Origin of the sequence: Streptomyces sp. NBC_01723 (assembly GCF_036246005.1) — a bacterium.
Lineage (GTDB): Bacteria > Actinomycetota > Actinomycetes > Streptomycetales > Streptomycetaceae > Streptomyces.
This window is the reverse complement of the sequence record NZ_CP109171.1, coordinates 4,395,777-4,418,343: the sequence shown is the minus strand read 5'-3', so window position 1 is coordinate 4,418,343 and position 22,567 is coordinate 4,395,777. Positions and strand designations below refer to the sequence as shown.

Genomic DNA, 22,567 nt, shown 5'->3' with positions numbered 1-22,567 from the left:
CGCACCCGTCCGCGTCGCGCCTTCCATTGTGCGGGGCGGCACTGACAACGAGGCCGGGCCCCGCGACCGACGGACCCGGGCCCCGGTACTCAGCGGCGTCCGCGGCCCTTGCCCCGGCGGCCACCGTCTCCGTCCCGGCCCTCGTCGCCCCGGCCGTCCTCGTCCTCGCGCGGCCCGAGCAGTTCGTCCGCCAGGGTCGGCAGGTCGTCGAGCGGCGTCTCCTCGGCCCAGTCGGAACGGCGCCGGCGGGGCGGCGCCTGGTCCGGGTCGATCTGAGGCAGCTCGCGCGTACGGTCCCGTGCCTCGGCCTCCCGGGTGCGGTCGACGGAACCGTCACCGGGGCCGTCCTCGCGGAAGTAGCCAGGCGGGACCCGGTCGGCGGGGTCGTCGCCGCGTACGGGCGGCAGCACCGCCGTCTCGTCCGCGGCGCCCGGCGTCACCGGGGGCAGGACCGCCGTCTCGTCGACGTCCCGCGGCTCCACGGCCGGCAGCACCGTCGTCTCGTCCGACGAACCGGCCGGCTCGGGCGGCTTGGGCAGCTCGGCCGTCACCTCGGACTCGGACTCCCGGGACCCGGACGCCGCGGATGCTCCGGACGACCCGTCGGCCCGGGATCCGTGTCCCGATCCGTCCTCGGTGTCGCCGTCCCGCGTGTCCCGCACCGGCCGCAGGACGGCCGTGTCCTCCACGGGGCCGCCGGAGGCGTTCGTCGGCGTCACCACCGGCGTCGGCACGGTCGCGGCGTCCGCAGCAGGGGCCGCGGTCCGCTTGGGCCGGGGCGCGTCGGCAGCGGGCGGCGCCGACGCCTTCGGGCCCGCGGAGGCTGCGGCAGCCGCCGCCTCCGCCGCCCGGCGCGCCTCCTCGGCCCGCAGCAGGGCCTCCTCGGCCTTGCGCTGCTTCTCCAGCCGCCGGGCCTCTGCCTCGGCGTGCAGCCGGGCCTCCTCCTCGGCCTGCTTGCGGCGGCGCTCCTCCTCGGCGCGCAGCCGCGCCTCCTCCTCGGCGCGTGCCTTCTCCTCGGCGAGCAGCCGTACCCGCTCCTCCTCGGCCTTCCGGCTCGCTTCCTCGGCCCGGAGCCGGGCCTCCTCCGCCTGCCGCTCGGCCTCGCGCCGCTGCGCCTCCTCCAGCTCGCGCCGCTTGCGCTCCTCCTCCTCGGCGCGCAGCCGCTCCAGCTGTTCGAGGCGCTCGCGCTCCAGGCGCTCCTCCTCGGCCTTGCGCGCGGCCTCTTCCTCGGCCTTGCGGCGGGCCTCCTCCTCGGCCTTGCGGCGCGCCTCCTCCCGGGCCTTGATCTCGGCCTCGGACAGCGGCAGCACCTGGTCGAGCCGGTGGCGTACGACGGTGCCGACGGCCTCGGGCTCCTGGCCCGCGTCGACGACGAGGTAGCGCCCGGGGTCGGCGGCGGCGAGGGTGAGGAAACCGGAGCGGACACGCGCGTGGAACTCCGCGGGCTCCGACTCCAGCCGGTCCGGCGCCTCGGTGAACCGCTCGCGCGCGGTCTCCGGGGAGACGTCCAGCAGGACGGTCAGGTGCGGTACGAGCCCGTTGGTGGCCCAGCGGTTGATGCGGGCGATCTCGGTCGGCGACAGGTCGCGTCCGGCGCCCTGGTAGGCGACCGAGGAGTCGATGTACCGGTCGGAGATGACCACGGCGCCGCGCTCCAGCGCGGGCCGCACCACGGTGTCGACGTGCTCCGCGCGGTCGGCGGCGTACAGCAGCGCCTCCGCGCGGTGCGACAGGCCGGCGCTGGAGACGTCGAGCAGGATGGAGCGCAGGCGCTTGCCCACCGGGGTCGCCCCCGGCTCGCGCGTGAGCACGACTTCGTGCCCCTTGCCCCGGATCCACTCGGCGAGGGCCTCGGCCTGGGTGGACTTCCCGGCGCCGTCGCCGCCCTCCAGGGCGATGAAGAAGCCGCCCGTCGCGGGCGTCGGCACCGGGTCGTCGCCGCCGAGCAGCGCGTCCCGCAGGTCGTGCCGGAGCGGAACGCCGGACCGGTCGTCGACCTTGGCCAGCACCAGCGCGGCCATCGGAAGCAGCAGCGCGCCGACCAGCATCAGGACGAACGCGGCGCCCCCGTGCGCGAAGACGAACTTGCCGCTCTCCAGGCGGTGCGGGCCGATCGCCGCGGCGACCACGGGCGCGACGACCGCGCCGAGGGCCACGCAGACCCGGACGACCGCGTGCAGGTGCTCGGTCGTGCGGGCCCGGCGGCCGTCCTCGGTCTCCTGGTCGAGCAGCGCGTGCCCGGTGTTCGCGGTCACGCCCGCGCCGACACCGGCCAGCACGAGGAGCAGCAGCACGGTGGTGTCGTCCGGGACCAGCCCGGCGGCCAGCAGGGCGACGCCCGCGAAGGCGATCGCCAGCGCGAGCAGGCGGCGGCGCGACAGGGATGGCAGCAGGGCCGGGGCCGTACGGATGCCGACGACGACTCCGCCGGTGAGCGCGCCCACCATCAGCCCGTACAGCACGGGGCCGCCGCCCAGGTCCTTGGCGTGCAGCACCGCCACGGCGACCACGGCGGCCACGACGGCGGCGACCGCCGCGCAGGCGAAGACCAGCAGGGGCAGGACGCCGGTGCGGCCCTTGTCGACGCCGGTGCCGCTCTTGGGACGGCGCAGACCCTCCAGCGGCGACCGCGCGCGCGGGGTGCGGACGCCGGGCAGCTCCAGGAAGGTCACCACGGACAGGGACGCGGCGAAGAGACCGGCCGCGACGTACGAGGCGAGCGCCGCCTGGTGCTCGGCGAACCAGTCGATACCGGCGCCCAGCAGGTTGTTCACCAGTGCCGCGACGACCAGTACGGCACCGGCGAGGGGGATCGCGACGAAGCCCGTACGCAGCGACAGGCGGCGCAGCGTGTCCATGTGGTCGGGCAGCGGCCGTACGGTCGCGCCCTCCAGGGGCGGCGCCGGCAGCAGCGCGGGGGCCGCGCTCTCGCGGCACACCGTCCAGAAGCGCTCGGCGACGCCGGTCACGAAGGCGGTCACCAGGAGAACGGCCAGGGCGTTGTCCGGCGTCCAGTCGATCCACAGGGGGGCGACGATCAGCAGGGCGGCCCGCAGGCCGTCGGCGCCGACCATGGTCCAGCGGCGGTCGAGCGGGCCGTCCTGCGAAGTGAGTGAGGTGAGGGGCCCCAGCAGGACGGCGCCGAAGAGCAGCGTCGCCAGGATGCGGACGCCGAAGACGGTCGCCACTGCGAACGCCACGCCCCGGTAGCCCCCGCCGAAGGAGCCCGCGCCGATCGCGGCCTGGACGGCGAGGAGGACCAGCACCAGCAGGGCGAGGATGTCGCCGACACCCCCCACGAGCTGTGCGCTCCACAAACGCCGCAGCTGCGGCCGGCGCAGCAGGGCGCGGACGGCGCGCTCGCGGGAGTCCGCGACCAGGGCGTCGTCCGGGGCGGGGTGAGGGGCCGTTGGTTGCTCGGCTCGCGTCATGCGTTCAGCCTATCGGTCGCCGCCGACAGTCCGGCATGCCCGGCGGCACGTACGAACGCCCCGGCATCCGAATGATGCCGGGGCGTTCGTTTTGCGAAGGTGCGCGCGGTCCAACCCGTCCGCCCGCGGTGCTCTCCCGGTCCGCTCCCGGTTCCGAGCCGGGCTCAGTCCTCCGACGCCCGCGAGGCGGTCGCCTTCTTGGTGACCGTCTTCTTCGCGGTGCTCTTGGCGGCGGTGGTCTTCTTGGCGGCCGTGGTCTTCGCCGCGGCCGTCTTCTTGGTCGCCGCCGCCTTCTTGGCCGGGGCCTTCTTGGCGGCCGTCTTCTTGGTGGCCTTCTTCGCCGTCTTCTTGGCGGGCCCCTTGGCGCGCTTCTCGGCGAGCAGCTCGTAGCCGCGCTCCGGCGTGATCTCCTCGACGCTGTCGCCGGAGCGCAGGGTCGCGTTGGTCTCGCCGTCGGTGACGTACGCGCCGAAGCGGCCGTCCTTGACCACGACCGGCTTCTCGCTGACCGGGTCGGTGCCCAGCTCCTTCAGCGGCGGCTTGGCCGCGGCCCGGCCACGCTGCTTGGGCTGGGCGTAGATCGCCAGCGCCTCCTCCAGCGTGATCGTGAAGAGCTGCTCCTCGGCCTGGAGGGACCGCGAGTCGGTGCCCTTCTTCAGGTAGGGCCCGTAGCGGCCGTTCTGCGCGGTGATCTCGACGCCCTCGGCGTCGGCACCGACGACGCGCGGCAGCGACATGAGCTTCAGGGCGTCGTCCAGCGTGACGGTGTCCAGCGCCATCGACTTGAACAGCGAGGCCGTCCGCGGCTTCACGGCGTTCTTGCCGGTCTTCGGGGTGCCCTCGGGGAGCACCTCGGTGACGTACGGGCCGTAGCGGCCGTCCTTGGCGACGATGGTGTGGCCGGTGGCCGGGTCGGCGCCCAGCTCGAAGTCGCCGCTCGGCTTGGCGAGCAGTTCCTCCGACAGCTCGACGGACAGCTCGTCCGGTGCCAGGTCCTCGGGGACGTCGGCGCGCTGGTGGTTCTCGGAGTCCTTCTCGCCGCGCTCGATGTAGGGGCCGTAGCGCCCGACGCGCAGCACGATGTCGTTGCCGACGGGGAAGGAGGACACCTCGCGGGCGTCGATCGCGCCGAGGTCGGTGACCAGTTCCTTGAGGCCGCCGAGGTGGTCGCCGTCGCCGTTGCCGGCCTCGGCCGCGCCGCCGGTCCCGCTGCCCTCGCCGAAGTAGAAGCGCCGCAGCCACGGCACCGCCTGCGCCTCGCCGCGCGCGATGGCGTCGAGGTCGTCCTCCATCTTGGCGGTGAAGTCGTAGTCGACGAGCCGACCGAAGTGCTTCTCCAGGAGGTTGACCACGGCGAAGGAGAGGAAGGACGGGACGAGTGCCGTGCCCTTCTTGAAGACGTAGCCGCGGTCCAGGATGGTGCCGATGATCGACGCGTACGTCGACGGGCGGCCGATCTCGCGCTCTTCCAGCTCCTTGACCAGCGACGCCTCGGTGTAGCGGGCCGGGGGCTTGGTGGCGTGGCCGTCGACCGTGATCTCCTCGGCCGTCAGCGCGTCGCCCTGGGCGACCTGCGGCAGCCGGCGCTCGCGGTCGTCCAGCTCGGCGTTCGGGTCGTCGGCACCCTCGACGTAGGCCTTGAGGAAGCCGTGGAACGTGATGGTCTTGCCGGACGCGCTGAACTCGACGTCGCGCCCGTCGGAGGCCGCGCCCCCGATCTTCACGGTGACGCTGTTGCCGGTCGCGTCCTTCATCTGGGAGGCGACGGTCCGCTTCCAGATCAGCTCGTACAGCTTGAACTGGTCGCCGGTCAGCCCGGTCTCGGCGGGCGTGCGGAAACGATCACCCGAGGGACGGATCGCCTCGTGCGCCTCCTGGGCGTTCTTGACCTTGCCGGCGTACGTGCGCGGCTGGGGCGGCAGGTAGTCGGCGCCGTACAGCTGCGTGACCTGGGCGCGGGCGGCGGAGACCGCCGTGTCGCTCAGGGTCGTCGAGTCCGTACGCATGTAGGTGATGTAGCCGTTCTCGTACAGCTTCTGGGCGATCTGCATGGTCGCCTTGGCGCCGAAGCCGAGCTTGCGGCTCGCCTCCTGCTGGAGGGTCGTCGTACGGAACGGGGCGTACGGCGAGCGGCGGTACGGCTTGGACTCGACCGAGCGGACGGCGAAGCGCGTGTTCTCCAGGGCGGCGGCGAGCGCGCGGGCGTTCGCCTCGTCGAGGTGGAGGGTGTTGGCGCTCTTGAGCTGCCCCAGGGAGTCGAAGTCGCGGCCCTGCGCGACACGCCGACCGTCGACCGTCTGGAGGCGGGCGACCAGCGACGACGGGTCGGAGGCGTCGCCCGCGCGGCCGGTGGCGAAGGTGCCGGTGAGGTCCCAGTACTCGGCGGAGCGGAACGCGATGCGCTCGCGTTCCCGCTCGACGACGAGGCGGGTGGCGACGGACTGGACGCGGCCCGCCGACAGCTTCGGCATGACCTTCTTCCACAGGACCGGCGAGACCTCGTAGCCGTAGAGGCGGTCGAGGATGCGGCGGGTCTCCTGGGCGTCGACCAGCTTCTGGTTGAGCTGGCGCGGGTTGGCCACGGCGGCCCGGATCGCGTCCTTGGTGATCTCGTGGAACACCATGCGCTTGACGGGGATCTTCGGCTTGAGGACTTCCTGGAGGTGCCAGGCGATGGCCTCGCCCTCGCGGTCCTCATCGGTGGCGAGGAAGAGCTCGTCGGAGTCCTTCAGCAGGTCCTTGAGCTTCCTGACCTGCGCCTTTTTGTCGGCGTTGACCACATAGATCGGCTGGAAGTCGTGTTCGACGTCCACACCGAGGCGGCGGACCTCACCGGTGTACTTCTCGGGCACCTCGGCGGCGCCGCTGGGAAGGTCGCGAATGTGCCCGACGCTCGCCTCGACGACGTAGCCAGGGCCGAGATAGCCCTTGATCGTCTTCGCCTTGGCAGGCGACTCGACGATGACGAGTCGGCGGCCGCCGTTCGCGGTCTCGCTGGTCGGGGACAACTTCGCTCTTCTCTCCGGTCGACGCTGGGCCTCCCCGGGCCGTGGTCCCCGGGGTCGGGTCGTACTGCGTTTCGGTCGTGACGCTGCGGAGTGTGACGGTACCTCCCGCCCCCGTGTCAAACGGGAAAAGCCCGCAACGGCCACTCGAACGGTAACCCGACGAACCCTGTTCCTGCCGCCCGGAGTGGTCACGGGCCCCGATCCGGATATCCGGAGCGCGATCCCCCGATTACGCGGGGGAGAGTGCGGCAGGGGACCGGAACCGGCCTCTCACACGTGCGACAGGCACCATGCCCCGAGGGCCAGCGCGACCACGGCGGCCACGCTCGCGGCGGTCGCCGATGCGACGGGGCTCACACCGTGCGCGACGGGTCGGCCGTGCCGCACCCGCGTCGTGGTCCACACCAGCAGACCGGCCCCGAACAGGGCGAACACCAATCCCGCGAAGATCGCCGGCCCGCTCTCCATGGTCTCCGTGCCCCTTTCCTCCAGCCCGCGCGTGTGCAGCATCGGGGACGCTGTCACGCGTGGGCGGCGGTCAGGCGAACCCGAGGTGAACGGGGAGCCGACGGGCTGCCGGCCACCGCGCGTGGCTCGTTCTTCCCGTTCGGCGACGGGGGCCGGGACCGGTGAGACATGTCTCTGGAAGACACGTCTCCGCGTGGCATGTCTCTACGCCGGTTCGAGGAAGCCCTGCTCCACCAGCAGCCGGATCTGGGCGGGCGTGCGGTCGCGCAGCGCCACCGGGTCCTCGCCGACCAGCTGGGCGATGGCGTCCAGGATGCGGCCCGCGCTCATGGTGCCGTCGCAGACGCCGGCGAAACCGGCGCCGACCGTGTCGACCCGGGTGGCCCGGCGCATGCCGCGGTTCTGGCGCAGGACGACGTGCTCCGGGTCCTCGGCGCCGGGCAGCCCGACCTGCTCCTGGACGACCTCGCCGGCCAGCGTGAAGTGCGCTTCGAGCAGGGCGGCGTCGTCGTGGGCGCGGAGGTAGTCGACGCGGTCGAAGTGCGCGCGCACCGTCTCGCCGAGCGGCTGCTCGATCGGGTGCGGCCACTCCTCGGCGACGACCGAGGGCTCGGCGGCCCCGGTCCGGCGCAGCGTGATCCAGCCGAAGCCGACGGCCTTGACCTTGCGCGCCTCGAACTCGTCCAGCCACGCGTCGTACCGCGCCTGGTACTCGCCCGCGTCACCGCGGTGGTCGCCCGCGTCCCTGAGCCACAGCTCGGCGTACTGCGTGATGTCCTGCACCTCGCGCTGCACGATCCAGGCGTCGCAGCCGCGCGGCACCCAGGAGCGCAGCCGGTCCGTCCAGTCCTCTCCCTCCACGTGCTGCCAGTTGGCGAGGAAGTGCGCGAACCCGCCCGGGTTCAGCCGCTCCCCCGTCTCCTGAACGAGCCGGCGGCACAGATCGTCCCCGCCCATGCCGCCGTCGCGGTAGGTGAGGCGGGCGCCGGGCGAGATCACGAAGGGCGGGTTGGAGACGATCAGGTCGTACGTCGCGTCCTCGTCGACCGGCTCGTACAGCGAGCCCTCGCGCAGCTCGGCGGCCGGGGCCCCGGACAGGGCGAGCGTGAGCGCGGTGATGTGCAGCGCGCGCGGGTTGACGTCGGTCGCGGTCACGCGCGTGGCGTGCGCGGCGGCGTGCAGTGCCTGGATGCCGGAGCCGGTGCCGAGGTCGAGGGCGGCGGAGACGGGCGTGCGCACGGTGAGGCCCGCGAGGGTCGTGGAGGCGCCGCCGACGCCGAGGACGACGCCCTGGGCGTGGTTGCCGATGCCTCTGGCGCCGCCGACCGCGCAGCCCAGGTCGGAGACGATGAACCAGTCCTCGCCGCCGGGTCCGCCGTAGGGCCGTACGTCCACGGTGGCCGCCACCTCGTCGTCCGCCCGGACCAGCCAGCCGGTCTCCAGGCAGGCGTCGACGGGCAGAACGTCCGTCACGCGCGCGTGGGGCACGGGTTGCTGGAGCAGGAACAGCCGGACGAGCAGCTCGAGCGGCGTGTCGCCGCGGGTGGCCCGGAGCGCGGGCACGGTCTCGCTGCGCGACAGTGCCGCGTAGGCGGGGGCGCCGAGCAGCTCCAGCAGTCCGTCGGCGGTGAAGGAGGCCCCGAGCAGGGCGTCCCGCAGCCGGGCGGTGACGTCGGGGCGGTCGGCGGAGGGCAGGGGGGACAGGCTGGCGTTACTCACACCCCCATTGTGGCCCCGCTCTCCGCCCTCCGCCCCGTGTCCGCCCGGGAGGATCAGCCCGCCGTGGCCGACGGTGTCACGGAAGCCGCCTTGCAGCTCTCCTGCTTCGCCATCGCCTGGCCGACCTCACCCTCCTCCAGGGTCTTCAGCGCGTCGCTGCCGCTCTTGCTGAGCTTGTTCAGCTCGGTGGCGATGTCCTTGAGGCCGTCGGCGAACTTCGCCTGGTCCTTGGTGTCGAGGTCCTCCACCTGCTTCCTGAGGGAGGCGTACGACGTGGAGAGGCCGTTCAGCTCGGTGACCGCGTCCTTCTGCTTCTTCTCGCCGTCCTCGACGTCCGGAGCGCCGGCCTTCTGGACGGTGGCGCCCATCGCCTTGTAGGCGTCGGACATGTCCTGGAACGCCTTCGCGTCGGTCTTCTGGACCTCCGCCGGAGTGCTGTTGTCCGAGGTCTCCTTCTGGATCGCCGCGTTGGCCGCCTCGATCTTCTTGGCCTGCGGCTGCACGCCGTCGCAGACGTCCTTCGCCCAGGAGTTCAGCTTCTCGTTGTCGTCGCTGCCACCGCATCCCGTCAGCGCCAGTGCCAGTACCGCACCGCCGGACAGTGCGACCGCGAGCTTCTTGTTCACCGGTTTGGTCCCTTCCATGGCTCTCGGCCCCGGAACATACACGCCGGATGGAGGACATCAGCCGGACGAACATCCGTTAAGACCGTATTGCAGCCATTTGCACCAAGAGAGAGAAGGGTCACGGCGAAGGAAGCGCACGGACAAGGGCCGGGCGGACGACGCGCCAACACGCGCCGTCCGCCCGGCCCTTGAGCTGCACCTCCTACGAGGGCTCCGCGCCGGCCGCTACGAAACCACGGCCGGATCGGCCGACTTGGGCTCGTGGCCGGCGTTGTCTTCGTCACCCATCGCGATCCCACGCCGCTTGGACACGTAGACCGCCCCCGCGATGACAAGGAACGCGAGGACCGCGATCACCACCCGCACGCCGATGCTCTCGTCGGCGCCGTAGGAGAACTTGATGACGGCGGGCGCGATGAGCAGCGCCACCAGGTTCATGACCTTCAGCAGCGGGTTGATGGCCGGTCCCGCGGTGTCCTTGAACGGGTCGCCGACCGTGTCGCCGATCACGGTGGCGGCGTGGGCCTCGCTGCCCTTGCCGCCGTGGTGGCCGTCCTCGACGAGCTTCTTGGCGTTGTCCCAGGCGCCGCCGGAGTTGGCGAGGAACACCGCCATCAGCGTGCCCGCGCCGATGGCGCCCGCGAGGAACGCGCCGAGCGCGCCCACGCCGAGCGTGAACCCGATGAAGATCGGCGCCAGCACGGCGAGCAGTCCGGGCGTGGCGAGTTCCCGCAGGGCGTCCCTGGTGCAGATGTCGACGACCTTGCCGTACTCCGGTTTTTCGCTGTAGTCCATGATTCCGGGCCGCTCCCGGAACTGCCGCCGCACCTCGTAGACCACCGCGCCCGCCGACCGCGACACCGCGTTGATCGCCAGCCCCGAGAAGAGGAAGACGACCGCCGCGCCCGCGATGAGCCCGACGAGGTTGTTGGGCTGCGAGATGTCCATCATCAGGCTCATCGGCGCGCCCTCGCCGCTGAGTTTCTCGCCCACGTCCGCCGCGCCCGTGGTGATGGCGTCGCGGTACGACCCGAACAGGGCCGCCGCCGCGAGGACCGCGGTGGCGATGGCGATGCCCTTGGTGATGGCCTTCGTGGTGTTGCCGACGGCGTCCAGGTCGGTGAGCACCTGGGCGCCGGCACCCTCGACGTCGCCGGACATCTCGGCGATGCCCTGCGCGTTGTCGGAGACCGGGCCGAAGGTGTCCATGGCGACGATCACACCGACCGTGGTGAGCAGACCGGTGCCGGCCAGCGCCACCGCGAACAGCGCCAGCATGATCGAGGCGCCGCCCAGCAGGAACGCCCCGTAGACGCCGAGGCCGATCAACAGGGCGGTGTATACGGCGGATTCGAGACCGAGGGAGATACCGGCGAGGACGACGGTGGCGGGACCGGTGAGCGAGGTCCTGCCGATGTCCCTGACGGGGCGCCTGGTGGTCTCGGTGAAGTAGCCGGTGAGCTGCTGGATCAGGGCGGCGAGCACGATGCCGATGGCCACCGCGACCAGCGCGAGGATCCGCGGGTCACCACTCTTGCCCGCGATCGCCGCGTCGGTGACGCCGTCCAGCTCCGAGTACTTCCCGGGCAGATAGACGAAGACGGCCACCGCGACCAGGACGAGCGAGATCACCGCGGAGATGAAGAAGCCCCGGTTGATCGCGCTCATGCCACTGCGGTCGGAGCGCCGGGGCGCCACCGCGAAGATGCCGATCATGGCGGTGACCACACCGATCGCCGGCACCAGCAGCGGGAACGCCAGCCCGGAGTCGCCGAAGGCCACCTTGCCGAGGATCAGCGCGGCCACCAGGGTGACGGCGTAGGACTCGAAGAGGTCGGCGGCCATGCCCGCGCAGTCGCCGACGTTGTCGCCCACGTTGTCGGCGATGGTCGCGGCATTGCGCGGATCGTCCTCCGGAATGCCCTGTTCGACCTTGCCGACCAGGTCGGCGCCGACGTCGGCGGCCTTGGTGAAGATGCCGCCGCCGACCCGCATGAACATCGCGATCAGCGCGGCGCCGAGACCGAAGCCCTCCAGGACCTTCGGCGCGTCGGCCGCGTACACGAGCACCACGCAGCAGGCGCCCAGCAGGCCGAGCCCCACCGTGAACATGCCGACCACACCGCCGGTGCGAAAAGCGATCTTCGTCGCCTTGTGCGAGACGAGAGTGAGATCCTTTTCCGGTTCGCCCGGGGCCGGGGTCGCTTCCCGCGCCGCCGCGGCGACGCGCACATTGCTGCGCACGGCGAGCCACATGCCGATATAGCCGGTGGCCGCCGAGAACGCCGCGCCGATCAGGAAGAAGATCGATCTCCCGGCTCGTTGATTCCAGTCGTCCGCGGGCAGCAGCATGAGCAGAAAGAACACGACGACGGCGAATACGCCGAGCGTGCGAAGCTGCCTGGCCAGATAGGCGTTCGCGCCTTCCTGGACGGCCGCCGCGATCTCTTTCATGCTCTCGGTGCCCTCGTCCGCCGCGAGCACCTGGCGCACCAGGATGCCCGCGAGCACCAGGGCGGCCAGTGCGACGAGGGCGATGACCGCGATCAGGACACGGTTTCCGTCGGTGAGCACGGCGGCCGCGAGGGTCGAGGGGTCGCCCAACTGATGAGGGTTGGAAAGCTCCGCCATTCGTCCTCCTTGACGCTTGGGCTGAGCTCAAGATGTGGACGGGATTGTAGGTACCGGAAGCTGATCAAAACAGTGCACGACAAAAGGAAATGACCTGTCAACCACAAGGAGCCGAGAAGTAGTAATGCCCTTCCCGCATTAACATCTCGGTTTCCTGTCGTGATCCATTTACCGCGTCATTGATCGTGAATGAATTCACTTGGCGTCCGCACGGCACCACTGTAGATCCGCGCATGACGAAGGGCCCTACGAGGTAGGGCCCTTCGAGTGACACGGGTGGGTGAGGCGGGAGCGGTCAGACCGGCGGCAGCACCGCCGGCGCGGTCGGCCAGGTCATGCGGATCAGTCCGCCGTCCTCACCGGCCTTGACCTCCACGTCGTCGACGAGTCCGCTGATGACCGCGAGACCCATCTCGTCCTCCTCGGCCTCCGGTTCGTCGGCCCCGGAACCCGAGGTCCGGTCACCGGGGACCGCGTGCGGCGCCTCGTCACCGACCTCGATGGAGAACTGCTTCTCCTCCTCGATCAGCGACACCTTGACCGGCGCCGTGATGCCGACGTGCTGATGCAGGCCCACAGCCCGCGTGCATGCCTCACCGACGGCGAGCCTGACCTCGTCGAGGACGGCCTCGTCCACTCCGGCCCTGCGTGCCACGGCGGCCGCCACCAGACGTGCGGTACGGACATGCTCGGGCAGCGCGCTGAAGCGGAGTTCAACGGTGGCCATGCATCCCCCTCGGAACTACGGGCGTGCTTTCGAGGGTCCGGGCCGCCGACGGCCCGGACCCCCCTCGTTCTCACCGTCCCGGGCCCGCGGGCCCGGGACCGGTCGTCAGTCGGTGGCCGCCACCGCTTCCTCGACCGAGGTGTGAATGGGGAACACCTTGGTGAGGCCGGTGATACGGAAGATCTTGAGAATGCGCTCCTGGTTGCAGACCAGGCGCAGCGAGCCCTCATGGGCACGCACCCGCTTCAGTCCGCCGACCAGCACGCCGAGCCCCGTGGAGTCGAGGAAGTCCACGCCCTCCATGTCGACGACGAGGTGGAAACTCCCGTCGTTCACGAGCTCGACCAGCTGCTCACGCAGCTTGGGCGCGGTGTATACGTCAATTTCGCCACCGACCTCGACGACCGTACGATCGCCGACGGTACGGGTCGACAGGGACAGGTCCACGGATCCTCCAGCACCTTGCTATCGAGCGGTCGTCCATCGGGACACCTCGGCTTGAAGCCCCCAGGACGGTACGCCAGCCGCGATGGCATTCAATCACTTACCGGCAGGCGTGCACGACGCCTTGCTCCCATTGTCCGTCACGCCAGTGACAGACTCGGTGCCGATGGCCAAGAATCACCGACCCGATCGACCCCCGGCGGAGCCCGGCTCCCGGCCGGAACCAGGCACGGTCCTGGACCGGCTCGCCGCGGGACCGAGTCGGGCTGCGCGCATCACTCATACGGAGCACTTGCCCCCGCGTGCGGGCCGTCATGCCGTCTGGCCGGACCGGATTCGGCCGGAGGTCGTCGCCGCCGTGCAGGCCGCGGGTATCGAACATCCGTGGGCCCACCAGGCACGTGTCGCCGAGCACGCCCTGGACGGCGACTCCGTGGTGGTCGCCACCGGCACGGCCTCCGGCAAGTCGCTGGCCTATCTGGTGCCGGTGCTGTCGACGCTCCTGGACGGCTCCGAGGCCCCCAACGGACGCGGCGCCACCACCCTCTACCTGGCCCCGACCAAGGCACTCGCGGCCGATCAGTGCCGGTCGGTGAAGGAACTTTCACAACCTCTCGGCACGGCCGTCCGCGCCGCGGTCTACGACGGCGACACGCCGTTCGAGGAACGCGAGTGGATCCGCCAGTACGGCACCTACGTGCTGACCAACCCGGACATGCTGCACCGCGGCATCCTGCCGTCCCACCCCCGCTGGTCCTCCTTCCTGAAGTCGTTGAAGTACGTCGTCATCGACGAGTGCCACACCTACCGCGGCGTCTTCGGCTCCCACGTCGCGCAGGTGCTGCGCAGGCTGCGCCGACTGTGCGCCCGCTACGGCGCGTCGCCCGTGTTCCTGCTCGCCTCCGCCACGGCCGCCGAGCCGTCGGTGGCGGCCCGCCGGCTCACCGGGCTCCCGGTCGTCGAGGTCGCGGACGACGCCTCACCGCGCGGTGAACTGGTGTTCGCCCTCTGGGAGCCGCCGCTGACCGAGCTGGAGGGCGAGAAGGGCGCCCCGGTGCGCCGCACGGCCACCGCCGAGGCCGCCGACCTGCTCACCGACCTCACCGTCCAGGGCATGCGGTCGATCACCTTCGTGCGGTCCCGGCGCGGCGCCGAGCTGATCTCGGTGATCGCCCAGGAGCGCCTCGCCGAGGTCGACCGCTCCCTGACCCGGCGCGTGGCGGCGTACCGCGGCGGCTACCTCCCCGAGGAACGCCGCGCTCTCGAGCGCGCCCTGCACTCCGGCGAACTCCTGGGGCTCGCGGCGACGAACGCCCTCGAACTCGGCCTCGACATCTCCGGCCTGGACGCCGTGGTGATCGCGGGGTACCCGGGCACGCGGGCGTCGCTGTGGCAGCAGGCGGGCCGGGCGGGTCGCGCGGGTCAGGGGGCCCTGGCGGTGCTGGTCGCCCGGGACGACCCGCTGGACACCTTCCTCGTCCACCACCCCGAGGCGCTGTTCGACCAGCCCGTCGAGTCGACCGTCCTCGATCCCGACAACCCCTACGTACTCGCCCCCCATCTGTGCGCGGCGGCGGCCGAGCTGCCCCTGACGGAGGAGGACCTGAAGCTCTTCGGCCCCGCCTGCGAGGAACTGCTGCCCCAGCTGGAGGCGGCCAAGCTGCTCCGCCGGCGGACCCGGGCCTGGCACTGGACACGCCGGGAGCGGGCCGCCGACCTGAGGGACATCCGCGGGGAGGGCGGACGTCCGGTCCAGGTCGTCGAGGCCGGCACGGGGCGGCTGCTGGGCACGGTGGACGCCGGTGCCGCCCACACCAGCGTCCACGAGGGCGCCGTCCACCTCCACCAGGGGCGCACCTATCTCGTCCGCTCCCTCGACCTGGAGGACTCCGTCGCGCTGGTGGAACAGGCCACCCCCGCCTACTCGACGGTCGCCCGCGACACGACGGCGATCTCGATCCTGGAGACCGACATCGAGGTCCCCTGGGGCGACGGGCGTCTGTGCTACGGCTCCGTCGAGGTCACCAACCAAGTGGTCTCCTTCCTGCGCCGGCGCCTCATCACCGGCGAGGTCCTGGGCGAGACTAAGCTCGACCTCCCTCCTCGGACGCTGCGCACGCGCGCGGTGTGGTGGACGGTCACCGAGGACCAGCTCGACGCGGCCCGGATCAACCCGGAGATCCTCGGCGGCGCCCTGCACGCCGCCGAGCACGCCTCCATCGGCATGCTGCCGCTGTTCGCGACCTGCGACCGCTGGGACATCGGCGGAGTGTCGGTCCCGTTGCACCCGGATACGCTGCTCCCCACCGTCTTCGTGTACGACGGCCACCCCGGCGGCGCGGGTTTCGCCGAGCGCGCCTTCCGCACGGCCCGCGAATGGCTCACGGCCACCCGGGAGGCCATCGCCTCCTGCGAGTGCGACGCCGGCTGCCCGTCCTGCATCCAGTCCCCCAAGTGCGGCAACGGCAACGATCCGTTGCACAAGCGGGGGGCGGTGCGGCTGCTCACGGTGCTGCTGCGGGGCGCGGAGGCGGCGGCAGCGGCGGTGGAGGCAGAACGGCCTCGGACGGGGCAGGTGGAACAGACGGAACAGACGGAACAGGCTGAAGCGGAGCAGGCTCAGTAGGCAGGGGTTCGGCGGGACGGGGTTCGGCGGGCTGACGCCCGCTGGGCAGGCCCGGGCCCGCCCTCGCACGGACCTCCGCCGCGAACGGGCCCCGGCCCGACGCCGCCGACACGTCCGACACCTGCCCGGTCAGCGCGCAGCGCACCAACCGCGCGCCCTGGGCCCGCGCGACCCGGTCGGCCTCGGCACACGCCGCCGAGCCGCCCCGGGCCCAGTGGTCCGCCGCCGCCAGCGCCGCCAGATCGGCTCCCCCGGCGGCGCGGTGCCGGGCCACCACCGCCTGTCCCAGGGTCAGCACGATGCCGAACACCAGGCACAGGACGGCGACGGCGCCCACACTCCAGACGGTGGCGGAACCCTCGTCGCGAGCGCGCCTCACGGCTCCGCCCCCACCGCTCGCTCGGCCGACGCCACGGCTTCCTCCCGTACCTCGAAGGGGAGGCCGTGCAACGCCGGTGGCGCGGCCACCACGACCACACGGACCAGGCCCGCCTCCCGGGCGACCGTGACGCGTGCCCCGCGCGGCGCCGCCTCCCGGGCGAGCTCGACGACCGCGCCGTCCGGGTCCTGGCGTGCCGCCGCGCGTGCGCCCGTGCGGGCCGCGTCCACGCACTGGATCTGGGCGGCCACCACCAGCAGCCCCCACACCAGCGCCATGGCGAACACCACCAACACCGGCAGCACCACGGCCGTCTCGGCGGTCACGAACCCTCCGTCCGAACGGCGGCCGCACCCCCGGCGGGCTCCCGGCACGGCCTCCGTCCCGGCCGTCCGCTCACATCCGCGCATCGAGCGCCCGCTTCACGATGCCCTGCAACTCGGCGCTGACCGTACCGCTCGTCACGACCTTGTAGAGGACCACGGCGAAGGCCACCGCCGCGACGATCCCCATCGCGTACTCCGACGTGACCATGCCCGCGTCCCGCCGCGCGCCCCGTCGCCGCAACGCCGTCCGTGCTCCGCACACCAGGGCACTCAGCCGTGCCCGTACCGCCTGATACATCTCAACCCCCATGAGGTTCGGTCCCGTTGTTCACTCGCTCGTCCTTCTGGTCACTCGCTCTCCGGCTCCCCGCAGGTACACCCCGTTCCGTCAGCGACCACCTCCTCCGTCCCCCAGCACACCGCCGGCCAGCCCGATGACGACCGGCAGCACGCCCACCGCGATGAAGGCGGGCAGGAAGCACAGCCCCACCGGCGCGGTGACCATGACGGCCGCCCGGCGGGCCCGAGCCGTCGTGGTGCGGGCCCAGTCGGCGCGGGCCTGGGCGGCGAGCCGGGCGGCCGGACCTGCCGCGGGCAGTCCCGACACGTCGGCCCGTTCCAGCAGCCGCGCCAGTGGACCGGCGCCCGGGATCTCGGCCAACCCGCGCCAGGCACCGTCCGGTTCACCGCCGAGTCGCACCTCCGCGGCGCCACGCCCCAACGCCTCCCCCACGGGCCCGTCCAAGGCGTCCCCCACCGCCCGCGCGGCGGTCACCGGACTCGCGCCCGCCGCGACACAGGCCGCCAGCAGATCGGCTGCCAAGGGAAGTTGACGCGCAGCCTGTGCGGCGGTGACCCCCGCCTCGGACGTACCGGCGGCCGAACATCGGGAGCGTCGCCGCCACAGCAACGCCGCGCCCGCCAGTCCCACCACGGCACCAGCGGCACCCCCGACCACGACCCAGCCGGCACACACCGTGCCCAGCAGCGGCAGCCACGCGCGAGCGACGGCCCGCACCTCCTCGGTGCGTCGTGGGGCCGCGGGGGCCGGGACCTGCGCCAGCAGCCCCGTGAGCCGCCTGTGCAGCGTCCGCTCGCGCCGCGCGGCTCCGAGCACCCGCACCGGCCAGACGACCGCCGCCAGAGCCCCCACCAGTACCCCCAGCCTGTGGACGACGTCCCCGCTCACGAGACCGCCTCCGCTCCGCGCACGATCCGCGTCACCCACCACACGCCCAGGCCCTCCAGCAGCCCGCCGGCCAGCAGGCAGCCGAGCCCTGCTCCGGTGTGCAGCAGCACGTGCAGCGGATCGGAGCCGAGGGCGACGCCGAGCAGGAGACCGAGGACCGGCAGGCCCGCGAGCATCACCGCCGTGGCCCGGGCGCCCGCCAACTGGGCGCGCAGGTCGGAGCGCTGATCCCGTTCTGCACGCAACGCGCCCTCCAGCCGGTCGAGTCCGGCGGCCAGCCCCGCCCCTTGGTCGACGGCGACCCGCCAGCAGGCGGCGAGACCCCTCAGCCCCTCGGCGCCCGGCTGTCGCGCCGCCGCCGCGAGCGCCGCGGGAACGTCGCCGCCGAACCGGGCCGCCGCCAGCACGGCGGCCTGCGCGTCCCCCAGCCCGCCGGAGTCACGCTCGGCGCACAACAGCGCCTCACCGGGCTGCCGACCCGCCCGCACCTCCCCGGCGAGCGCGCCGCAGAGCGCGAGCACCGCGTCCTGCCGGCGCTCCCGGGCCCGCCTCGCGTCGCCGGCCAGCCGCGTCCGCCGCAGTACCGGCACCCCGGCCGCTCCCGCGAGCAGCGGCAGCACCGAGGCGCCCAGCAGCGCCAGCACCAGCCCCGCGGCCGGCGCCCACCACTCGAACCCCAGCCGGCCGCGGGCCCGCCACAGCCACTCCGTCACCCGGCGCACCGAGGGCGGTCCGGCCCCGCCCTTCCCCCCTTCCGCCAGCACCGCCCGCGCGCGTCGTACCCCGGAGTGCCATCCGCCCGCCAGCCAGGCGGCGCTCCCCAGGCACGCCAGGGCCACACCCGTCGACAGCTCGCCCGTTCCGGTCACCGTCATCGCTCGTCTCCCGTCCTGAGGGCTCGCCCGCCGAGCCCGTCCAGCTCGTCGGGCCCCCCGACTCCGTCGAGCCCTCCGAGACCGTCAAGTCCCTGGAGCCCTCCGAGCCCTTCGCCGCGCAGCAGCTCCCGCAGCCGCTCCCAACCGCGTTCGGCCACGAAGGCCGCCGTGCCCCACCGCAGAGCCGGTACCGTCCGCACCAGCCCCGACGGATCGCGCTCCAGTACGTGCACCTCGGCGATCCGGCGCCTGCCGGTCCGGTCACGGACCAGGTGCAGGACGACCGAGAGGGCGGCGGCGAGCTGGCTGTGCAGGGCCGCGCGGTCCAGGCCGGCCGCCGTGCCGAGCGCCTCCAGCCGGGCCGGTACGTCGGCGGCGGCGTTGGCGTGCACCGTCCCGCACCCGCCTTCGTGACCGGTGTTCAACGCCGCGAGCAGATGGACCACTTCGGGGCCGCGCACCTCGCCCACGACCAGCCGGTCCGGGCGCATTCGCAGCGCCTGCCGGACCAGGTCCTCAAGGGTGACCAGGCCCGCGGCCTCCTGGTTGGCGGGTCTGGTCTCCAGGCGGACGACGTGCGGGTGATCCGGCCGCAGTTCCGCCGAGTCCTCGGCCAGCACGATGCGCTCGTCCGGTCCGACGAGCCCGAGCAGCGCGCTCAGGAGCGTCGTCTTCCCGAACTCGGGACAATGACGCCTCTACTGGTGCACACTCAGGACATGAAGAGCACTCCAACGGGGGGGCGCCCGGACGCGCGCCCTACCTGACGTGCTTCCACCTCCGCAGCTTGACGATGTCGTTGATGGACTGGGGCGTCACCCCGTACTCCCGGGCCAGCGAGGCCTGAGGTTCTCCCTGCGCCGCGCGCGCCCTGATGGCCCGGACTGCGGCCGCCGTCAGCTTGGCGTGCCCGTTCGCCTCGCCTTTGGCGTCACCTCGGCGCAGGCGCCCTTTGTCGACCTTGTCCCGGGCGTTCGCCAGGGCATCGCCGAGGAAGAGGTGTTCGGGGCGCACACACAGCGGGGTGTCGCACCGGTGGAGGACGTGCTGCCCCTCAGGGATGGGGCCACTGGCCAGCTCCCAGGAATGGCGGTGAGCGCGCACGCTGCGGGTCCGGCCATCGACCTTGACGCTGAAGCTGCCGTAGCCGCTGTGGCCGAACTGGCTGGCAGTCCAAAGCCAGCACGTCTCGGTCTTCCGGACCTTCGCCCAGAACGACGCCTCGGGTCCGTCCAGGTTGTGAGTGCGCACCGGAGTCGTAGCGCCAGGGTCACCTGTCCGCTTCCAGCGGGAGTAGTGCGTCTGGCACCAGCCGCGCGCCACGGCCGCGCCTTCACAGGTCTCGATAGAGCACGTCTTCTGCATGCTTCATTGTACAGTCCATCCCCCGTGAACGTAGGTGAGTGATGACAGTCCGAGCCGTGATCTATTGCAGAATTTCGCAGGACCGCACGGGCGCCGGCCTTGGCGTCGACCGGCAGCGCGAAGACTGCGAAGCCCTCGCCGAGCGGAACGGCTGGGAAGTCGTCGAGGTGTACGTCGACAACGACGTGTCCGCGTACCGCAAGGGCAAGAAGCGGCCCCGGTACACGCAGATGCTCGCCGACCTCGACGATGGCAAGGCGACCGTCGTCATCGTCTGGCACACCGACCGCCTCCACCGCTCCGTCACGGAGCTGGAGGGGTACATCGACATGTGCGAGAAGCGCGGCGTGACCACCCACACCGTCCAGGCCGGCGAGCTGGACCTCGCCTCCCCCACGGGCCGGATGGTCGCGCGGATGCTCGGCAACGTCGCCCGCTACGAGTCCGAGCACAAGGGCCACCGCGTGGCCCGCGCCCGGCAGCAGAAGGCGATGGCCGGGGAGTGGGCGGGCGGCATCCGCCCCTTCGGCTGGGGCGTCCCCACCGGCGAGCGGAAGAAGAGCGTCGACCGGAAGACCGGCGAGGAGACCGAAGTCCCCGAGCTGGACATGACCAAGGTCGTACCCGACGAGGCCGAAGCGCTGCGCTTCTGGGTGGACGAGATCCTGTCCGGGGCGTCGCTCCGGTCGCTGGTGAAGTGGTGCGCCGACAAAGGCGTCGTGACCACCCGCGGGAACCCCGTCACGCACGTCGAGCTGCGGGACATGCTGATGCGCCCGAGGAACGCCGGCATCGCCGTCTACAAGGGCGAGGAGGTTGGCCGCGGCAAGTGGGAGCCGATCGTCGACGAGGCGAAGCACAGGGCCGTCGTGGCTGTCCTGAAGGACCCCGCCCGCCGGACGACGCCCGGGGCGGCGCCGAAGTGGCTGGGATCGCTGCTGTACCGGTGCGGCCGTGGGGACTGCACGGGGTACGTGACCGTCACCCAGTCCGGCGGCCGGCGATACCCCAGCTACAAGTGCCCGACCGGGCACGGCGGCGGCCGGCGCGCCGAGGTCGTGGACCAGTACGTCGAGGACACGATCGTCGAGCGGCTGGAGAGGCCGGACGCGCACGAGCTGCTGGAGCCCGCGCCGGAGGGCGTGAACGTGGCCGCGCTCCAGGCGGAGGGCGAGCAGATCCGCATGCGGCTGCGGAACCTGGCGGGGAAGTACGGTGCGGGCGAGATGGGCGACATGGAGTACGCCATCGCCTCCGACGCCGCCCGCGGCCAGCTGGAGGGCGTCACGCGGCAGCTGGCGCGCGCGGCGACCGCGGATCCGCTGGCCGGCCTGATCGGGGCACCGGACGTGCGCGCCGCGTGGAAGGCGCTCGAGCTGGATCGCAAGCGGGCGGCGCTGCGGGAACTGGTCGAGGTGACACTGAAAACCCCCCGGCCGGGGCGAATGCCCGACGGGGGGTACTTCGACTACGAGGCCGTCGTGTTCACGTGGAAGCGGACGAGCGCGGCCTAGGCTGACTCCTCAACGACCCTTAGGTGGCGGAAGGATTTGGCCGGGACGACGATCCCGCGCTCTCCGTGCTCCACCCCTTTTTCATACGCTCTCAGGATGCGTTCTTGGGCGTCTTCTTCGACGTCCGCGAGTTTGCTCAGGTAGTCGGCTTGCGTCAGCTTCACTTCCAGCTGCTTCGCCGTCATGTCCATTCGCCAGGCGGCGGCCTCGAGTAGATCCGCTTCTACAGAGGCGACGGCGATGTCCAGCCTCTGGCGTACATCGCGGGCTTCCTGCTCGAGGCGCCGCTGGAGTAGTAGTCGCTCTAGCTCCACTTTCTCAGCCCTCAGCGCCGCGTTCTGCGCCCGGATGAATTCAATCTGGGCAGCCTTCTGCGCAAGAATCAGCTCGTTCTGCGCGCGCAACAGCTCCAGTTGGCGAACTCTTGCTTCGCTCCTGAGAGTCTGGCGCTTGGCCCTGAGGAGCCCTATCCACGCGTAAAGGACAGGGGCCCAGCACCCTCCTTCACAGGCTGCCGTCGCAGCAAGCCCGATAAGGGCCGGCAGCCACCCTCCTCCACCGAACAGGGCGTAGAGCGCGCAGAGGGCCGTGCCCGCAGCGGCAACATTTCGGGTCCAGAAGAAAATGCCGATCAACAGGTGTCCGGCGTCGCCGCCCTCGCCTGACTCATCCTCTTGCCTCACGCGCTCCTCCTTGAAGCATGCCCTTCTGGTTCGACCAGTGCTCTCGTCATCGCCACGAACGCCTCGATCTTCTCTGGCGAGGTGATGCCCAAGCTGCGGGCGACCTCCCTGGGGTCGATCACTTGAGGAGGGCTGGGCGGGCGGGGAGTCAGGGCGCTTTCGGAGATCACGCCCGCCCGGACCAGCATGGTTCCGACTTCAACGCCGAGAGCACCGGCAAGAGACTCGAAGAACTTGGGGTCAGGGATGGTCTGGCCGGCCAGCATTCTGCTGACGCTGGCGTGGGACATGCCCGACTTCTCGGCGAGGGCCTTCTTGCCTCCGCCTCGGGGGTTGTCGATGTCGTAGCCGGCGGCGCGAGCCGCTGCTGTTACGTACTCCCCGAACTTCTGGGCCCGCGTGGGGGCGGGGTCTCCCTCGGTTGTCATACGTACACGCTAGCAAGCAAGTACTTGCGCCGCTAGAAGCACTCGAGGAAGCACGACGTGTCACAGGGGCGCAACGGGGCGCACGCAAGCCACTAGCTTCCTTGCGAGAACGCTACGGGGTGCGTAAC

The 22,567-nt window shown here is 72.0% G+C and carries 17 protein-coding genes and 2 pseudogenes; 2 read left to right on the top strand and 17 right to left on the bottom strand.

Annotated features, from left to right (window positions below; genetic code table 11):
- Positions 1-89: 89 nt before the first annotated feature.
- The 8 genes from tmk to bldG all read right to left on the bottom strand — a co-directional run bounded on the left by tmk (position 90) and on the right by bldG (position 13,057).
- Positions 90-3,431 (bottom strand): dTMP kinase, encoded by a 3,342-nt coding sequence (gene tmk / locus OIE75_RS20495; protein ID WP_329471728.1) that lies wholly within the window; start codon positions 3,429-3,431, stop codon positions 90-92.
- Positions 3,432-3,595: 164 nt separating this feature from the next.
- A complete protein-coding gene (gene topA, locus OIE75_RS20490; protein ID WP_329471727.1) occupies positions 3,596-6,439 on the bottom strand; it encodes a type I DNA topoisomerase in 2,844 nt (947 codons plus the stop codon).
- Positions 6,440-6,709: 270 nt separating this feature from the next.
- Complete coding sequence (locus OIE75_RS20485) at positions 6,710-6,907, bottom strand: hypothetical protein (RefSeq protein ID WP_122616931.1); 198 nt, start codon at positions 6,905-6,907, stop codon at positions 6,710-6,712.
- Positions 6,908-7,111: 204 nt separating this feature from the next.
- On the bottom strand, positions 7,112-8,626 hold the full coding sequence (locus OIE75_RS20480) for a class I SAM-dependent methyltransferase (RefSeq protein ID WP_329471726.1): 1,515 nt from the start codon (positions 8,624-8,626) through the stop codon (positions 7,112-7,114).
- Positions 8,627-8,679: 53 nt separating this feature from the next.
- Positions 8,680-9,270 (bottom strand): small secreted protein, encoded by a 591-nt coding sequence (locus OIE75_RS20475; RefSeq protein WP_307014080.1) that lies wholly within the window; start codon positions 9,268-9,270, stop codon positions 8,680-8,682.
- Between the two features lie 207 nt (positions 9,271-9,477).
- The gene (locus OIE75_RS20470) at positions 9,478-11,883 is read right to left on the bottom strand and encodes a sodium-translocating pyrophosphatase (RefSeq protein ID WP_307014078.1); all 2,406 of its coding nucleotides are present in this window, start codon (positions 11,881-11,883) and stop codon (positions 9,478-9,480) included.
- Between the two features lie 295 nt (positions 11,884-12,178).
- The gene (locus tag OIE75_RS20465; protein ID WP_307014076.1) at positions 12,179-12,610 is read right to left on the bottom strand and encodes an ATP-binding protein; all 432 of its coding nucleotides are present in this window, start codon (positions 12,608-12,610) and stop codon (positions 12,179-12,181) included.
- 105 nt (positions 12,611-12,715) lie between these two features.
- Positions 12,716-13,057: an anti-sigma factor antagonist BldG gene (gene bldG / locus OIE75_RS20460; RefSeq protein ID WP_003975386.1), complete on the bottom strand. Its 342-nt coding sequence runs from the start codon at positions 13,055-13,057 to the stop codon at positions 12,716-12,718.
- 82 nt (positions 13,058-13,139) lie between these two features.
- Between bldG and OIE75_RS20455 the strand changes: the two genes are divergently transcribed.
- Positions 13,140-15,680 carry a DEAD/DEAH box helicase gene (locus OIE75_RS20455; protein ID WP_329471725.1) on the top strand — a complete coding sequence of 847 codons (2,541 nt, stop codon included), beginning with the start codon at positions 13,140-13,142 and terminating at the stop codon, positions 15,678-15,680.
- A gap of 112 nt (positions 15,681-15,792) precedes the next feature.
- Here OIE75_RS20455 and OIE75_RS41455 read toward each other — a convergent pair.
- From OIE75_RS41455 to OIE75_RS20420, 7 genes and pseudogenes are all read right to left on the bottom strand, one after another.
- Positions 15,793-15,990: pseudogene (locus tag OIE75_RS41455) on the bottom strand (Rv3654c family TadE-like protein); the annotation flags it as partial.
- 65 nt (positions 15,991-16,055) lie between these two features.
- Positions 16,056-16,385, bottom strand: coding sequence for a TadE family type IV pilus minor pilin (locus OIE75_RS20445; protein WP_393564643.1), 330 nt, complete (start codon positions 16,383-16,385; stop codon positions 16,056-16,058).
- Positions 16,386-16,455: 70 nt separating this feature from the next.
- Complete coding sequence (locus OIE75_RS20440; RefSeq protein WP_307018043.1) at positions 16,456-16,683, bottom strand: DUF4244 domain-containing protein; 228 nt, start codon at positions 16,681-16,683, stop codon at positions 16,456-16,458.
- A gap of 90 nt (positions 16,684-16,773) precedes the next feature.
- The gene (locus OIE75_RS20435; protein ID WP_329471723.1) at positions 16,774-17,574 is read right to left on the bottom strand and encodes a type II secretion system F family protein; all 801 of its coding nucleotides are present in this window, start codon (positions 17,572-17,574) and stop codon (positions 16,774-16,776) included.
- Entirely contained in the window at positions 17,571-18,449 is an 879-nt protein-coding gene (locus OIE75_RS20430; protein WP_329471722.1) for a type II secretion system F family protein, read from the bottom strand. Before OIE75_RS20430 ends, OIE75_RS20435 begins: the two co-directional genes overlap by 4 nt.
- Positions 18,446-19,126 (bottom strand): annotated as a pseudogene (locus OIE75_RS20425) (ATPase, T2SS/T4P/T4SS family); the annotation flags it as partial. The gene OIE75_RS20430 and the pseudogene OIE75_RS20425, both read right to left, overlap by 4 nt.
- Before the next feature lie 82 nt (positions 19,127-19,208).
- Entirely contained in the window at positions 19,209-19,814 is a 606-nt protein-coding gene (locus OIE75_RS20420) for an HNH endonuclease signature motif containing protein (RefSeq protein WP_329471721.1), read from the bottom strand.
- A gap of 56 nt (positions 19,815-19,870) precedes the next feature.
- Here OIE75_RS20420 and OIE75_RS20415 point away from each other — a divergent pair, with 56 nt between their 5' ends.
- Positions 19,871-21,328 carry a recombinase family protein gene (locus tag OIE75_RS20415; RefSeq protein WP_329471720.1) on the top strand — a complete coding sequence of 486 codons (1,458 nt, stop codon included), beginning with the start codon at positions 19,871-19,873 and terminating at the stop codon, positions 21,326-21,328.
- Here OIE75_RS20415 and OIE75_RS20410 read toward each other — a convergent pair.
- Together OIE75_RS20410 and OIE75_RS20405 are read right to left on the bottom strand one after the other, a co-directional pair.
- Positions 21,325-22,011 carry a hypothetical protein gene (locus OIE75_RS20410; RefSeq protein WP_329471719.1) on the bottom strand — a complete coding sequence of 229 codons (687 nt, stop codon included), beginning with the start codon at positions 22,009-22,011 and terminating at the stop codon, positions 21,325-21,327. The genes OIE75_RS20415 and OIE75_RS20410 overlap by 4 nt on opposite strands.
- The gene (locus OIE75_RS20405; protein WP_329471718.1) at positions 22,008-22,439 is read right to left on the bottom strand and encodes a helix-turn-helix domain-containing protein; all 432 of its coding nucleotides are present in this window, start codon (positions 22,437-22,439) and stop codon (positions 22,008-22,010) included. Before OIE75_RS20405 ends, OIE75_RS20410 begins: the two co-directional genes overlap by 4 nt.
- Positions 22,440-22,567: the final 128 nt, after the last annotated feature.